A 17,700-nucleotide genomic window follows, 5' to 3' on the forward strand; every position below is an offset into this window, starting at 1 on the left:
CCTCTAGCCTGACACACCCCGCTGACATCGCACGCTGCGCCGCCGCGGAGCCCGCGCGCTCACCAGCGACTAGACTTGACCCTCGTGGCTCTCTCAATTGGTATCGTCGGACTCCCGAATGTCGGCAAGTCGACCCTGTTCAACGCGCTGACACACAATGACGCGCTCGCAGCGAACTACCCGTTCGCAACCATCGAGCCGAATGTCGGCGTGGTGAATCTGCCCGACGCACGGCTCGACAAGCTCGCCGAGATCTTCGGCTCGGAGCGGATCTTGCCGGCACCGGTGTCGTTCGTCGACATCGCCGGCATCGTGCGCGGCGCGAGCGAGGGCGAGGGGCTCGGCAACCAGTTCCTCGCGAACATTCGCGAGTCTGACGCGATCGCGCAGGTGGTGCGCGGCTTCAGCGACCCGGACGTGATTCACGTCGAGGGCGGCGTGAACCCGGCCAGCGACATGGAGACGATCAACACCGAGCTGATCCTCGCGGATCTGCAGACCGTCGAGAAGGCGCTGCCGCGCTACGAGAAGGAACTGAAGTCGAAGAAGATCGACCCGGCCGTCGTGGAGACCGCGAAGGCCGCGGCCGAGGCGCTCAACGCGGGCACGCTGCTGTCGCTCAGCGGAATCGACATCGAGCCGATTCGCGAGCTCGGGCTGCTCACCGCGAAGCCGTTCCTCTACGTGTTTAACGTGGACGAGGGCGTGCTGCAGGATCAGGCGAAGCTCGACGAGCTCGCGGCTCTGGTCGCGCCCGCGAAGGCGATCTTCCTTGACGCGAAGCTCGAGAGCGAGCTCATCGAGCTTGACGACGAGGACGCGGCAGAGCTGCTCGCCTCGATCGGCCAGGAGGAGAGCGGGCTGGATCAGCTCGCGCGCGTGGGCTTCGACACCCTCGGCCTGCAGACCTACCTCACGGCGGGACCGAAGGAGGCGCGCGCCTGGACGATCAAGAAGGGCGCGACCGCCCCGCAGGCGGCCGGCGTGATCCACGGCGACTTCGAGAAGGGCTTCATCAAGGGCGAGATCATCTCGTTCGATGATCTCGTCGAGGCCGGTTCGGTAGCCGAGGCTCGCGCCAAGGGCAAAGCCCGCATGGAGGGCAAGGAATACGTGATGCAGGACGGCGACGTCTGCGAGTGGCGTTTTAACGTCTGAGTTGTATCCGGGAGCGATCCCGGCTGACGCTGAGGCGCCGGATCAGCACGCGTGGAAACGGCCCACAACTGATTGATCCGGCGCTTCGCTGCGTCGAAGCCTGAGCGAGTTCGCTCGCTCGGGGAAAGGCCTTCGGGGGAGGGCCGGCGCGCGATGCCGCGAGAGCGGGCCGCGCGGACACCGACCTTCACGGGTCACAAGGGGACATGGGGACACTGGGCCCCGGGGGATATTGCGGTGAAGAAATTCTTCTCAGGGGTGGCTGCGGCGACCCTCGTTCTGATGCTTGCGCTCGTCGACGTCGCGGGGGGTGTCGGATCACTCCCGGCCGCGGTTGCGGCTGATACGCCGAGCATCACCCTGAACGGCACGGTCGCCGAGGGGGATCCCGGCTACCTCAACTCGAAGTCGATCGTGCTCTCAACGGGCACGGAGACGAAGGTGAACTACCGGCTCGTCCCGGGCTACGCGTCCGGTGCGGCGACCGGGGTACGCGTCACCGTGTTCCTCCCCTCGCTGGAGTATGCGAACGGCGGCTACCAGGTGGTGGGCCGCGATCGGGCTCCCACCCCGCTCGGCGTGCAGGGCCGGGTGAGCGCGGGCGGCGGCTGGAACGTGATCTCTGACACGACGGTCCAGGGCGGCCCGATCGTGATGGAGTACGACGGCGACCTGCGCGCGGGCGTGAACCCGGCGTTCGACATCTTCCTGACCACGTACAACGACGGCACCGACGGCCCGTACGGCGGGGTGCCGGAGGGCACGCGCTTCGAGGTGAACGGCTCCGTCTCGTACGAGATGTTCAATCGCGTCGACGGCTCGTCGTGGACCACGCCGAACGGGCTCGACGACGAGTCGCGGGTGTCGGTGATCTCCTCGGACCTGCGCTGGGAGACCGAGATTGACTCCTACGTACCGGGCGGCGGGCCCGATCTGGTGCCCATCTGGGACCGCTACCAGTACGTCGACTACCAGTACTCGCTCTCGAACACCTCGGACAATATCGCCGCCAACATCGACGGCTACTCGGTGACGTTCGACATCGACTCGACCGACAGCGACGTCAACGGGATTATTCCCTTCGACATCAACCGCTGGAAGTACGCGGAGGGCGGGCCGGCGACCCCGAACGAGGATCGGAACGACACCTCCGGCCAGTTCGTCGGGGTGCCCGGCGAGGGCGGCGTGCTCATCTACGACGTGACCGACTGGGATGGGGCGAGCGAGCTCACCGACGAGATCCCGTACACGTATTCCGGAACCGGCATGTTGACGATCGATCGTGAGCACGGTGCGAACCGGCAGGAAATCACCCCGGCGGGCGCGGCCGGCGCTACGGAGCGCAAGTTCCTGATCTCGCTGCCGCTGAGCCGGCAGGGCTTCCCGAATCCGCCGACGAATTTCCGCGTGACCGCGATCACGAACATCCTGTTCGCGAAGACCGCGAACTGGTCGAAGACGCGGATCGCGGAGCGCGAGATTGTGCTCCCGGAATACGGTTTCTCGTTCACGCACGTGCCGGAGCAGCGCGAGGTGGTCTACGGATACGAGACCTTCACCGAGATCTCGGAGCTGCGCAGCGGGGCGAACGCGCCGACGTTCGACGCGCGTGTGCGGTACGAGGTCGACCCCGATTTCGCGCCGACGCGGGTGAGCTATGAGCTCCCCGAGGCCGAGCTTGAGCGCTTCGAGCGCGCCGGCGTGAGCTACTCGTTCGTCGACGAGCGGACAGGTGAGACCGTCTCACGCTCGGTTCAGGGCGCACCGCCCGAGGTGAACGCCGAAACCGGCATGGCCACGCTCACCTTCGACCTGTCTGAGCTCGCGGGGCTCGACTGGGATCGCACGCTGGCGTTCGGCCTGGCGGATCGGGTCGAGGCGTACGAGGCGCTGCCGGTCTCGATCCGCGTCTTTGGCGAGCCCTCCCGGGTCGGCGAGATGACCGGCACGGCGACGGCGGTGTTCGTCGAGAAGATCGCGAGCAACGACGACTTTGGCGACGACACCACGTACACGGAGGTGCCGCACGAGACCCCGCTCGACGCGACGTTCACGGTGATCTATCCGGAGGAGGTCGTGCCGAGCATCGCGGTCAGCATCGACGGCGCCGGAGACCGTGCCACCGTGGCGTACGGGGCCGAGACGCTCCTCGACTTCGTGTTCGGCGTCAACGGGACCACCGCGGCGACCTCGACCACCACGCTCACCCTGAACGCAAAGGCCGAGGCACTGAAGCGGGCCGAGCTCACGCTGCGCGCGGCCCTCTTTGCGCAGGCGGAAAACGTGCGGGTGCGGATCGTGACGCTCGACGGCGACGAGGAGACCGTTGACCTCGCCGCGTACAGCGGCAGCGGCGACTTCGTGGTGGCACTCCCCGAGCGCGCGGCGCAGATCGTGATCGACACCGACGCGCTCACGTCCGACGGGGCGGTGAACTTCGCGTCGGTCGCGGCGACGGTGGGGCACGGCCTCGACACGAAGCACCTCGTCACGGGCGAGATCCGCACGTACCAGCCGAAGCCGTACGATCGCGACACGACCCGCGAGACGACGGGGACGCTGGAGATTCGGCTGCCCAACGAGCTCGTGCCGGCCGTCGACGTGGTCGGCGTGTACGGCTCGACGAAGACGAAGACCACCACGAACGTGGGCTACGAGTCGACATTCGCGGCCGAGTACCAGCTCGACACTCGCGGGGTCACCTCCCCGTCGTCTGAGTACGTGATCGACATGCTCGCCCCGACCAAGTCGGGTGCGCTCGCCTTCTCGAAGCTGACGCTGCAGCAGGCGTATCTCGACGGCGCCACCGCTCCGTCGATCACGTTCGTCGACGCCGCCGGCGTCGAGCAGCGCTTCACCGAGACCGAGGTGACCGCCGCGGACGTGACGCTGCGGAACATCGACCGGATTGTGGTGGCCGGCACCGATCTCAGCCTCGCGGCGCTCAGCACGATCGCCATCGTCGAGTACCGTGCCGACATCGAGATCGGCTCGTCGCAGGCGCTGCGCGCCACCTTCACCGGCACGCAGGAGACGCCGTACGTTGACTCGAAGAGCGCGACGAAGCAGAACCAGATCCAGGTGCGCGAGACGAAGACCCAGGTGAAGGTCGAGGGCGTCAACCAGGTCACCCAGCCGCTCGGCGCGGGCAGCGCGTACTCGGTCGACATCTACCGCTGGTGGAACCGCGGCTCCACCTACAACACGCAGGACTACACCCTCGACCAGGGATACAAGTCGCTGGGCGGATTCACGTCCACGCTCACGCGCCCCACGGCGAGCTCCGAGAACAACGACCAGCGCGTCAGCGTCGACGTTGCGCTGCCGCACGAGCAGTTCGACCTCTACTACGTGAAGATCCGCGAGGACGTGCGGCCCTACCTCGACTCGGTCGACCTGTTCCGCATGGTCGACGGCAAGGAAGAGCTCTGGAAGACGATCCCCGGTGACGCCTGGGTGGAGAACTCGCAGGAGGGATCCGGCTACTGGCGGATCGGCACGGCCCGCCCGGGGACCCCGGACAGCGAGCTGTTCACCAGCTACGACTCGGTCGCCGGAGTCAGCGATCACCCGTACTACAAGGACGCGTGGGACGCCGACGTGCGCCCGGCGTCCCCGGTCTCGCGGGTGGCGGTCAACCTCGAGTTCACGCGCGAGAGCACCGACGCCGCGCCGCAGATGGCCGGAGTCCACGACGACGTGATCGAGTACATGGGGCGCTTCCACTCCTCGTCCGTGACGGGGAAGCGGGCGACCACGCTCACCGCGACCGACACGTTTGGGACGCGCACCGAGCTCACGCGCAGCGATAGCGCCAGGATCAACTCCCTGGTCGCCTACCCGTTCGCGCAGTCGCGCACGGGGGCGAACGACAGCACCTCGCTCGCCAACAAGGTGATCCCCATGGGAAGCACCGGCGAGTACCTCGCGAGCATCTTCAACGTCAACACGGCGAACTGGTCGTACTACTCGGGCCACGGGCCAGACGTGTACTCCCCGGCGGCGACGGAGTACGACGAGTGGCTGGGCATGTACGATCCGGCATCGTTCCACGACGCCCTCGTCTACGAGTTCGTCTATCCGGCGAGCCCCGACGACAGTGCGGTCTACAACCTCGACGCGACGCACGTGACGATCGCGCCGACGAGCACGCTGCAGTACCTCACGGCGGTGCGCGTCACGGGCCCGCGCGGCGACATCGTCTCGCTCGACCTCGCCGCGCCCCTCGGCGACACCGCGCGCTTCGACTACGACAACTCGGTTGCCCGCGGCATCCACGACGACGGCGACGGGAGCTTTACCGTCTCCTTCGGCGCCGGCGGCGGCCACCCCAAGCGGTTCGAGGCAGTGTTCGAGGAGATCGCGGGCTTCGGCGAGCGCACCGCCGAGATCGACGGGGTCGCTCCAGACACGCTGGGCGCCTCGCTCGCCGAGGTCGACGTGCGCGTGGGCGGCGTGGTCAACGGCAACACCGCGCTGCAGGGCACCACGAACCTGTACCGGGTGCCGGCCGATACCCAGCAGCGCACGCTGATGCACACGTCGAGCGCCACGCTCACGGGGTACACCCCGAAGCTCGGCGCGAAGCTCGACCTGAGCTTCGACCGGGTGAAGGTGTACGACTACCTCGCCGACGGCATAACGCCCAGTACGACGCAGGTGGCCGCGGGGATCGAAAACTCCTCCGAGGCGGACATCAAGGACGTGGTGGTCACGCTCACGCCGGATCCGGCGTTCAGGTCGCAGCTGATCGCGATCCCGGACGACATCTTCGCGGGGGACTGGTCCGTCGCCGAGGTGGCCGTCTCGCAGGGTGGGGCCAAGCACCTGATCCCGCTCGCAGACTTCACGCTCAACCGGGACACCGGCGCGCGGGAGTTTGACCTGCGCACGCTCTTCGACGATGGGACGCTGCGGTCGCAACCGTTCGACGTGGCCCTCGGCGGCGCGGCGACCCTGCACAAGCAGCACGTCGACGGCATCACGGTGTCGTTTGCGCCGCGAGACGAGACGATCGGCCTGTGGGGCTCGCTCACGCGCGCGAACTCCGACCTGCCGCTCCCGACGCGGATGCGCGACGGGGGAGACGTCTTCGTGACGGGCACCTGGGTCGATGAGGACGCCGACGGCTCGAACTGGAACTCGAAGCCGAGCTTCGTCACCGAGCGGAGCAAGGGCAGCACCGAGCAGATCATGTACCACAGCGCGTTCACGGCGAGCGCCGCGGTCACGTCGTACAACCCGATCTTCGTCTCGGCCGGCACCGGAAACGCCGGCGCGAAGCCGACGCTCACGCTCGCGAGCTCCGCCAGCAGCGACCGCGCCCCGCGCCTGTTTACCCGCGTGGCGCGGATGCAGGCCCTCGCCGTGCATATGCAGCACGACTCAACGCGCGCAGACGCGACGGTACTGTTCTACGACGCCGATACGGGCACGCAGATCAACTACACGAACATCGCGGTGGGCGATACGGCGAAGGTGCTCTACGAGCTGCGCAACGTCGGCGCGACGGGCAGCGACGACGCGGGTCCCGGATCGCTCCCCGTCTTCACCCCCGTGGCGCACATCGAGGCGCCCGCGAACCTTGAGGTCTCCGCAGTCACGGCGGCCTCGGCCGAACTGCTCGCCGACGGCAATCGGGCCGCGCTGATCGGGGAGAGCCCGAGCGCCGCGGTCGACGTGCCCGCGGATGCCGTGGAGATCACGCGCCTCAACGGCAAGCGCTCGGATGTGCGCTTCGACCTGACCCTCGGCGACGGCGAATCGGTGTTCTTCATGGTGGAGTACACGGCGACGAACGACGTCAGCGCCGATCCCGGCGCCACGCAGGGGAAGACGCTGCAGTGGAACGTGTACGCGCGCCCCGGCTACGCGCACCACTTCATGAGCTACAACAGCGACGGCGTGGCCGGGAACCGGGTGACCGGGGCCACCGCCGCGGTGAACCTCGACGGCGACGGCATCGTCGAGCAGCTCGGCAGGCTGAGCAACACCGCGTACCGCTACGCCGATCCGAATCAGCTGGTCATCGAGAGCCGCTTCGACTCGGAGAACGTCTCCGGGCAGGCGATGACACTCACCGTGAAGAACATCCGCAACGAGATCCTGCACGACAACACGGCGCTCGACCTCTTCGTGACCCTCGACGCCGGCGGCCTCGGCGGCTTCGAGCTCACCGGGTTCCCCGAGGTGCCCACCCCGACGTTGCCGGACGGGTCCACCGGACGGGCGACGCCGCCGCGCGTGCACTTCCAGGACGCGTCGGGCGCGTGGGTGGCCGCGGCAGACTTCGACCCCGAGCTGCACGCGCTGCGTGAGATCGGGAAGCTGTGGATCGAGTACGGCGTGGTGCCGGCGCTCGGTGCCGGCGGCGCCACCTTTGAGGCGCCCGCGTTTACCATTCCCGGCATTGGCCACTGGAAGACGGCCGGCGCGCAGACCACGAAGTCGTACCGGATCGCGTCGCAGGCGCAGACCCGACTCACGCACCGCGACGACTCCGACCGCGACGTTGCGACGTACAGCTTCCGCACGGAGGCCGCGCAGACCGCGTACAAGGCGATCCCGTCGGTGGAGTTCAACATCCAGTCGTTCGACACGCGCGCAGAGGCCGAAGCCCCCTACGACGGCGCGGCGCTCGGCAAGACCGGCTACCGGGCGGGCGACGAAGTGCACTACCGCCTCACGGCCAAGAACCACACCACTGCCCAGGGCACGAGCACCACGACCCCGAACGGGAAGGCGCCGCTGCGCACCCCCGTGGTGGTCGACAAGATCCCCGAGTACCTCAGCACGGAGCTGAACGGCTTCGTGCGCGGCGGGACGCTCGACGTCGCCGCCGCGATCGAGGCCGGGGCGCTTGAGCTGCGCGTGCTCGGCGCGGACGGGACGCCGCGCGACATTACCCTGCCGACCGTCACGGTTGAGACGGTCGCGGGCCTCGACGTCGCCGGCGCGCAGACATTCGCGAACGACCGCCGCAACGACGGCTGGGGCCGCCTGGCCACCGCCGAGCCGGTGAACACCACCGTCAACCCGGCCGATACGATCGCGTTCCAGGTGTTCACGTACACGTTCACTGGCGAGGACCTCGGACGCGGTGAGCAGCTCGAGATCATTTACTCCGCGCAGGCTCGCGAGCAGGGGCTTCCGGTCGCGCGCTACGCCGACGGCTCCGCGGTGTTCGCGCCGTTCTTCGGCTGGTATGGGAGCAACGTGCCCGTCGCGAGCACGGCGCAGCAGCACAGCATGGACATGGCCGCGCTGCTCCACGATGCCGGCATTACGGGCGACCGCGGGCACGAGATGACCGCGACCGAGTTCCTGTCCAACTCGTTCTCCTGGCAGCCCGGCGCGAACGACCGGCGCCGCGACGCGAGCAACTCGCCCGCCTCGTACACGCAGGCGACCTTCTACGACGCCTCGGCGAACACGCAGAAGTCGCACACCGCCTACCTGCGCGAGACCGCCACCAACGATCTCTACACCACGTTCGCCGCGACCGCGCTCGACGAGAACTTCGGCTACGCCGCGAAGGCGCGCGTCAACGACGGCGCGGTGCGGGCGGCCGAGCGCATCATGTGGGCCCAGGACGGGATGCAGCTGAACCGGGCGTGGCTCTACGGCGCGAGCGAAATGGTGCCCGACACCGAGCGGGCCGCGTGGGGAACCGATCCGGCAAACTTCATCGAGCACGACGGCTCGCTTAACTCGTACAACCGACACCGTCTCGGCTACACGCCGTACGTCGAGGACGACTACAGCTACGCGGTGCAGCTCCACGAGGAGTTCACTGTGCGGCTGCACGCCGCAAACCTCGGCGACCGGGCTATCGAGAGCGGACTCGAGTACACCGAGATTCTGCCGCCGGGGATCAGCCCCACGGCTGCGTCGGGCGAGCTGCTCGGGGTCACCGCGGTGAACGCGGCGGGCGCCGAGCTTGCGAGCACCACCGAGATCCTGCAGACGCCGGAGGACGACCGCGGCTACCGCGCCCCCGCGCAGTCGCAGGAGGCCGGCACCTTCGCGGAGAGCACCCGCGACGACATGATCCCGTACGTGATCCGCGTGCGGGTGGCCGGCGCAGTGACCGGCATGTTCGGCTCGGCCGCGGCGACGTCCGGGGCCGCCCCGGGCACGGCCGCCGCCGATGCGCAGGCGCAGACGGTACACGTGCGCGTGCGCGTGGCCGACGAGGTGCCGCCCGCCGCCGACGGCCTCTCCACCTGGCACGACGAGCTGACGCTCACGTCGATCGCAGCGGAGGAGTACCTGGAGATCTACGGCGCGCAGTACGGCGCGTTCTCTCGCGACATCGGGATCTACAACACCGCGCGCTTCCCCAACGACGGCATGCCGCAGGGCCTCGCCGTCACCGATCTCGCCTACGATTTCGGCTCGTACAGCTCGTACTTCGCGGTGGAGCCGTGGGGCACGTACATTCGCGGGCTCAACGCGCAGGCGACCGAGACGACCGCCGCCGACGGCCGGCCGGCGCTCGTGACGGGCGACCAGATCGCGATGCGCACCCCCACGCTCCGCGTCTGGAGCGCCGCCGCGAAGGACACCTACCCGGACGGGATTGACCCGACGATCGAGGACTTCAGCGTCGACCTGTACGAGGAGTTCACCCTGCGCTCCACGGTGGAGAACCAGCAGCTCGAGGTGCTCGGCGAGTACAACCGCGTCAACAGCGGCTACAACCGCTACTCCGGCGAGAACTTCAATGACGACATTTGGAAGAACGCGCCGCAGACGATCGGCGGTGCGCGCGGCACCTGGTTCGAGCCGACGGTCACGATCTCTCTGCCGTACGGCGTGGCGCCCGTGCTCGCCGACGGCAGCTTCGCGCGGTACACCGCCGACCTCGACGACGTGCAGCAGCTCGACTTCACCGCGACGGTCAACACGCTCGCGCTCGGCGCGGCAACGCCGGCGCGCGACGTCTCGGAGCTCTTTGACGCGCGGGTCGAGCTGCTTGAGGATCCGCTCGGGAAGCGCTTCGTGCTGCACTTCACCGCGCGCGACGATCGGGCCGCCGACATCGCGAGCGGCGAGTCGCTCGTGGTCGCCCCGCGGGTGGTGACCATCGACACCCCGCTCTACGGGGCCGACACCGACGACGCCCGCTACCAGGACGTGCTCACCTTCGCGAACACCTCGCGCCCCGTGTTCAACCCGGTCGTGTCCGAGCAGTACACCACCGGTTCGACCCCGTCGCTGAGCGCGCGCGACCAGGGCGTCTCCGCGGCACCGAACAACGTGAAATCCTCGAACGGGCTCGCGATCACCGCCAACGACCGCGTGCGCCGCGACTCCACGAGCACGTGGAGCGCGAACATGGGGGCGCTGAAGATTACTGAGCGGCTGATCGAGCCCACGCAGCGCTACACCGACGACACCGCGATCCGGCTCAACGCGGGCGTGGGCTGGACCGAGCCCGCCGCCGTGTTTACCCCGTCGGGCCTCCCAAGCCGGCACGAGAAGACCGGCGCGTACGGGAGCACGGCGCTCAACCTCAAGAAACCGTCGATCACGAACGAGACCACGGCGGCGAACACGGCGGAGGCAGCCGGATCCGAGCTGATCCAGGTCGACGCCGCCGGCAAGTACTGGTACGTCACCGAGGTGACGAACGAGCCGGTGCAGGAGGCGAACCCCTACGAGACGCTGAAGACGGCGGGCGACGTGCACAACGCGCGCTTCGTGGTGACCCAGTTCGTCACGAACTTCGCGGAGGCGACGGGCGAGGTGCGAATCCGGGTCGGCGACGAGGTGCTCGATCGCGCCGCGTTCGAGGCCCTCGGCTACTCCGTTGAGCGGCTCACCCCGAGCCTCACCGCCGCGGATGAGTCTCGCAGCCGCGTGCAGTGGCTCGTGACGACGCCGGCGGGGGAACGCGGCACGCGCGGCGAGCTGAAGTCCGGCGACAGCTTCACGATGCTCTACGAGGTGCAGCTCGTCGACGGCTACGAGGACAACGTGGTCTCCGACGAGACGGTGTGGACGGCCGACGAACTCATCGTCGACTCGTACGTCTCGCTCATCGCCGACGACACGAGCCTGATCCCGAGCGGCTCCGCCGACGCCCAGCGCGCCGAGGACTTCATCGTGCAGTCACTCGCCTCGATGAAATACCACACGCACGCGAGCGACGTCGGCTCGGGGATCGACATCGACGGCGACGGGGAGCTTGCGAGCCGCTACGCCGCCGATTCCGCCGAGATCGAGATCCTGAAGCCCCGCGGCGAGGTGCGCGTCAACACCACGCGGCCGCGCATCGCGTACTCGAACGGGCTCTCGGGCGACACGTACTTCAACTCGTCAGACACGATCGAGTACCTCGTGACGCACGCCCAGAACACCGGCTCAGCGCTCACCGAGCTCGTGATCGAGAACATCCTGCCCACCGACACCACGAACGAGAGCACTGTCTCCGTGAGCAACCAGCCGATCACCGCGAGCACGCGGTACGTGTCGTCTGGTGCGTGGGCGCTGCCGGCCGATACGACCGAGCGACTCGCGGCGAGCGGCACCGAGCTCGACGCGGCGTTCAAGACGTTCGTGTACGTCTCGGACGAGCGCGCGGAGGACGGCTACGAGGGCGGCGGCTGGCGCCTCCTCAACCCCGGCGGCACCTCGCTGCGCGACAACGAGCGCTTTGAGATTCCGCAGGCGGAGCAGCGCGGGATGCAGAAGATCCGGGTGATCGTGCGCGCGCTCATGCCCGAGCGGTTCCTGGTGCCCCAGGGCGCGCGGCTCGACATCGACGCGGATCCAGACACCGACGGCGCGCAGTCGGTGCTCGAGACCGATCCGAGCAACCGGAGCACCACGCCGTACCCGGCCGGGGTGACGGACAACGCCATCTCGATCGGCGTGCGGATCGCCTCGAACGCGAAGTCGACGCTGTTCGTGTACGACACCGCGCAGTTCTGGGGCAACTACGTGGCCGCGCGGGTGTCGAAGCTCGCGCAGAGCGAGACCCGCTCCTACCTCACCCCGTCGCGGCCAGTGGTCAACGTGAAGTACAACTCGCTGTACTACCGCAGCGACTCCACGAAGCCCGCGGATCAGCGCTTCGGCTGGTCCGACATCACCGCGATCGCGCCCAAGTCGTCGCCGCACCTCAAGTTCACCGGCGAGTTCATCAACGCCGACGAGAGCATGTGGTCGCGCGAGGAAGACAACACCTACGCGGAAGACACGCTGGTCAACCCGTTCGTCACGTTCCAGCTCCCGGCCGTGATGGAGAGCGGCGACTTCAGCTACGTGCCGCGCGACGAGATCGACGCCGCGCACCCGCTGGACAGCGCGCACCGCTCGCGGTACTCGCTCACGGCGGCCGACAGCAACCTGTGGACGTGGAAGCTGGTGCACGCCGACGGCAGCGAGGCGAGCCTCGACTCGGAGCTGAAGCACACGCGGATCTACTCGGGCCCCTGGTCCGGGTTTGATCGCAACGTCGTGTCGATCTGGTTTGAGGGGAGCGTCGCGCCCGGTGACAAGATCGTGGTCGAGTTCATCGGCTCGGTCGACGCGTACTCGCCCGGCGCCGATCCGGACGAGCTGAAATCGCGCGCCATGATCACGAACAACACCGGGCTGCTGCACCCGCTGAACTCGCAGCAGAACGCCGCGAACCGGCTGGGCTACGCCACCGACAGCAGTGACTTCAACGACAACCGCCTGCTGAACGACCGCCTGGTGTTCTCGGAGAAGTCGCTGTTTCAGTACGAGACCTACGACAATTTTGGCAAGCGCAAGGTCGCCTACTCCGACCTCAACCGCGCCGGAACGGTCGCCCCGGAACTCACCCCGGTGCGGCAGGGCGGGGACTTCTCGTTTGAGGTCTCGGTCGACAACTCGAAGGAGGCGGGGGAGCGCGCGTACCCGTACCCGATCCTCTACGACGTGCTCCCGTCGCTCGACGACACCTCGATCACGAACTCGAGCATCGCGCGCGGCTCGCAGTACTCCGCCTGGCTCAACCCGGACGGCATGAAGCTGGTGCGCGACGGGGCCGACAAGAAGACGTACGGCGCGAGCGAGTACACCGTGTTTGTGGGCCCGTTCACGAAGCAGGGCGGCGAGATCGTGGAGGCCGACATGGTGCCGCACGCCGAGGCCGCGAGCGAGTCGTTCTACGACTCCCTGGGGATTCCGGGGGCCGCGTCCGCGGTGCGAGATCGTCACTTCGTGCCACTCGCCGAGCTCCAGGGCAGCAACCCGGAACTGCTGCGGAAGGCGCGCAGCATCCTCGTCCTGTTCAACAGCGCGAGCGAGCAGCTGCCGGGGCAGAACAAGCTCACCTTCACCTACACGATGAAGTCCCCGCTGAACGCCCCCGCGTACCTCGAACAGTTCGATGCGCAGGAGCGCAAGGGCGAGTCGTCGCTGTGGAACTCGTTCATGGCGACGCAGCGGGTGAGCCGCTTCATCCCGCAGGAGTCGAACAACGCCGGCGTGTACGCGACCGAGAAGCGCGACCGCGTGTACCTCGGCAACTACGTGTGGAACGACGTGAACTACAACGGGGAGCAGGACGAGGGCGAGCCCGCGGTGGACGGCAACGGCCGCACGCACCTGCAGCCGTCGCGCGACCTCGACTTCGACGGCGAGATCGACGATCCGGGCATCAACGGGGTCACCGCCACGCTGCTCACGCCGCGCGGCTACAACGTCGACGCGCTCGGCAACCCGATCCACGAGGTGGGCGACGGCTGGGAGGTGGTCGACGAGGCGAGCGGCGAATCGGTGCTCGACGAGGTGTTCCTGCGGCCGATCGCGTCCGAGGGGCCGCTCGTCACCGTCACCGAGAGCGACATCGCCGGCAACGACGGCTACTACACGTTCTCGAACATCGCGCCGGGCGACTACCGGGTGCTGCTCGAGTTCCCGCGCGAGTACGACGCGTTCTCCACCACCACGGAGACCGTGTTCGAGGAGACCGGCGTGCGCAGCTACGGGCCGGGGGAGGTCCTCGACATTCCCGCGGCGGTTGACACCGCGGCGCTCGTGGCGATCACCGATCCGGCACGCGTCGACGCGCAGACGAGCGACGCGCAGCGCATGAGCTTTGACCTCGGCATCGCCCAGATGATCGAATTCGGCGGCACCGTTTTCAGCGAGGACATCGCGACGCTCGACGGCTACCAGGCCGGGCCGAACGAGCCGGGGATCCCCGGCTACCACGTCACCCTGAAGCGGCTGAACGGCGAGACCGTGCTCGACCCGAGCGGGGCGCCCATGGTCGCGGTCACCGACGCGCAGGGCAACTACTCGTTCACCCTGCTGCCCGTCGACCGCCAGTACACGGTCGAGGTGACCGACGAGACCGGCGGCTTCAACCCCGAGCGGCTCGTGTCCCCGTTCCTGCACCACACCGACCCGTTTGCCGAGGCGAGCGACAACGACGGCTTCACTGAGAAGGGCACGCGGATCGTCAAAACGAACCCGCTGAACTTCGACCTTGAGGGGCTTCACACCACGGCATTCGCGCCGCGGGACTCGGTGAGCATCGGCTTCTACGACCGCTCCACGCACGGCGTGATCGGCAACCGGGTCTGGGATGATCGCAACCGGAACGGGCTGCAGGACGCCGACGAGCCGGGAATCGCCGGGCAGCAGCTCGCCCTTGAGCAGTACCTCAGGGTCGACGGGGAATGGCAGCGCACCGACTATACGCAAACGGCGACCTCGAACGACGACGGGTACTACTACTTCACCCGGGTGCCCAGCACCGTCTACGACGGATCCGACGCGATCGAGACGCGGTACCAGGTCGTGGTCACCGAGCTCGTGACGGGCTACACCTTCGCACCGACCCACTCGCGCGGCCCGTCGCCCACCGGCTCCCAAGAGCTCGACTCCGACCTCTTCCCGAACGGGACGATGCACGAGTCTGACGCGGTGGGCGAGCACCTGATCAGCGTCGTCGAGATCGACGACGAGACCGGAGTCGCCTTCGGCGTGACCGACAACACGATCGACCTCGGGCTTCTGGCCCACGCCAGATCCGCGCTCGCCGGCGAGGTGTTCATCGACACCGACGGCGACGGGATCCGGAACGACGCTGAGACCGCCGAGCCTGTCTACACGGCGACGCTCGAGGTGCGCACCAGCGCCGGGTGGGTCGACGCGAAGCGGGACGCCGCCGGGCGCATGATCGAACCTGCGGCCGCCACGGCGGACGATGAGACGATTCAGCTCGCCGGGGTGAACTCCTACCGCTTCGAGGAGCTCCACATCATTGACAGCGCCGCACTCGTGCCCTACGAGTACCGGGTGCGCGTTGACGAGGTGCCGCTCTGGCAGGCCGTTACCGCGCTGGGCGCCGGGGACGACCCGACAGTCGACAGCGACTTCACCGCGGCCGCGCGGGGCGCCACGCTCACCGCGGTCTCGGAGAGCCGGATCCTCGGCGAGCTCCAGGAGCAGCTCCTGCCGATCGACACCGCAGCCGGGGTGCCGGCCGAGCACGTCGACCTCGGCCTCGTGCCGCTCCCGCGCACCGCCACGATCGGTGACCTCCTCTGGGACGACCGCGACCGCGACGGGGTGCAGGGGCCCGGTGAGCCGGGGCTCGCAGACGTGCGCGTGGTGCTCAACCGCGTTGTCGACGGCGAGCTCGTGCCAGTCGCTGAGACACACACCGACGCCGCGGGTGCCTACGAGTTCACGGCCGACGTCGCCGAGACCGATCCCGCGAGCGCCCGCTTCACGCGGCCGCACACGTACGTCGCAGAGTTCGAACTGAGCTCGCGGCAGTCGCTCGCGCCGTTCAGGGCCGGCGGCGGCGACGGGACTGACTCGCGCTTCGAACCGCTCGTCGCCGGGGGCGCGGCCAGGTACGCGCACGCGATCGCCGATCCGGCGCACACCGCGGTGTCCGAGGAGTTCGCGCTCGTCGCGGCGGACGCCACCGGCCGCGCCGACTACGCGAGCGCCGCGAACACCGCCGAGATCGACGGCGGCGTGGTCACTCACGACACCGTGCGCGTGCTTGGCGACACCCTCTACGACGACCGCGACGCCAACGGCGCGCAGGGCAGCGACGAGCCGGGGATCCCCGGCATCGAGGTGGCCCTGTACGCCCTCAACCGAGACACCGGCCTGTGGGAACCGCGCGCCGACACCGCTGGCAACGCAACCGTGGTCACTGGCGCGAGCGGCGACTACGAGTTCGCGGTGGAGGTCGCCGATCTGGATAAGCAGTCGCCGCACTACCGGCAGCCCATCGAGTACCGCGTGCTCGCACTGGCGCCCGCCAACCTGCGCCTGGTCGAGGTGGACAACGTGTTCTTCCACCGGAGTAAGGGGGACGTCGCCGGAATCAAGATCGATCGGCCCCTGAGCTCCGTGCTCACCGAGGCGATCACCCTCGTCGACGTGGACTCGGACGGGGTCGTGCTCGACTCCGCGCGCGACGTGCGCACGGCCGACGCCGGGTTCACCGTCTTCGACACCTCGGTCGCGATCGGCGGCCGGGTCTGGGAGGACGCGAACCTCGACGGAATCCAGGATTCGGGGGAGCCGGGGATCGCCGGCCGCACGGTCGAGCTGTGGGAGCGGATCGACGAGGCGTGGGTGCGCATCGACGACCTCACCGGCGTTGGCTCCGTGGAGACCACGGAGACGGGCGAGTACCGCTTCGAGGTCGCGCCAACGCACTACGAGGAGGGTGAGGCACGCTTCCTCGCGCCCCGCGAGTACCGGGTCACCGCAGTGCGCGAGGGCTACCAGGAGTGGTCGCCGCTCAACGTGGGCGACGACCGCACCCGCGACAGCGACATCAGCCCGCTCGCGGCTGCGGACGGCGGCGCCCCGCACACCGGGGCGACCCCCGTGTTTGCGATCGCCGACCACGACGGCGAGGTGGTCGACATGGCCACCGCGCGCGACGACCTGCACACCGACATCGGCCTCCGCACCTCGCCGCACCTCAGCGAGCTCGGCGGCACCGTCTGGGACGACGCGAACGAGGACGGCGCGCGGCAGGCGCGCGAGGGTGCGCTCGCGGACCGCGAGGTGACACTGTGGGAGCGCGTGGCCGGCGAGTGGCGGATCGCGGAGGACGCCACCGGGGCGGCCACGCAGCGCACCGCGGCCGACGGCAGCTACGCGTTCAGCGTGCTGCCCACCGAGTACGACGCGGCGGCGGCCGGCTACCTGCTGCCGCGCGAGTACCGCGTGACGATCGAGGTGCCGCGCGGCTACCGGCTCAGCGCCGGGAGCACCACCGCGACGCTCGCGGAGCGCCGCGCGGTGTCGCAGGAGGCGCAGCTCACCGAGCTCGACGAGGCCGGCCAGGTGGTCGTGTCCGCCGTGCGCGACGACCGCACGCTCGGGTTCCCGTTTGCGCGGGTGCCGGGCACCGTCGACCCGATCGCGGGGATCCCGATCATCGGCGACCTGGCGCTGACCGGGAGCGGGTTCACGCTCGGCTACGCGGGGCTCGTGGCCCTGCTGCTCGGGATCGGGGCCGCCGCGTTCGGCGTGCGGCGCCAGCGCGCGAAGACCGAAGGCGAAAGGAACTGAGCC

The 17,700-nt window shown here is 68.8% G+C and carries 2 protein-coding genes; both read left to right on the plus strand.

Going from position 1 to position 17,700, the window contains the following annotated elements; genetic code table 11:
• Nucleotides 1–84 precede the first annotated feature (84 nt).
• A complete protein-coding gene (ychF, locus tag EV139_RS01390; protein WP_130452526.1) occupies nt 85–1,158 on the plus strand; it encodes a redox-regulated ATPase YchF in 1,074 nt (357 codons plus the stop codon).
• Nucleotides 1,159–1,395: 237 nt separating this feature from the next.
• Nucleotides 1,396–17,697 (plus strand): SdrD B-like domain-containing protein, encoded by a 16,302-nt coding sequence (locus EV139_RS01395; protein ID WP_241988934.1) that lies wholly within the window; start codon nt 1,396–1,398, stop codon nt 17,695–17,697.
• Nucleotides 17,698–17,700 lie beyond the last annotated feature (3 nt).

Origin of the sequence: Leucobacter luti (assembly GCF_004217175.1) — a bacterium.
GTDB lineage: Bacteria > Actinomycetota > Actinomycetes > Actinomycetales > Microbacteriaceae > Leucobacter > Leucobacter luti.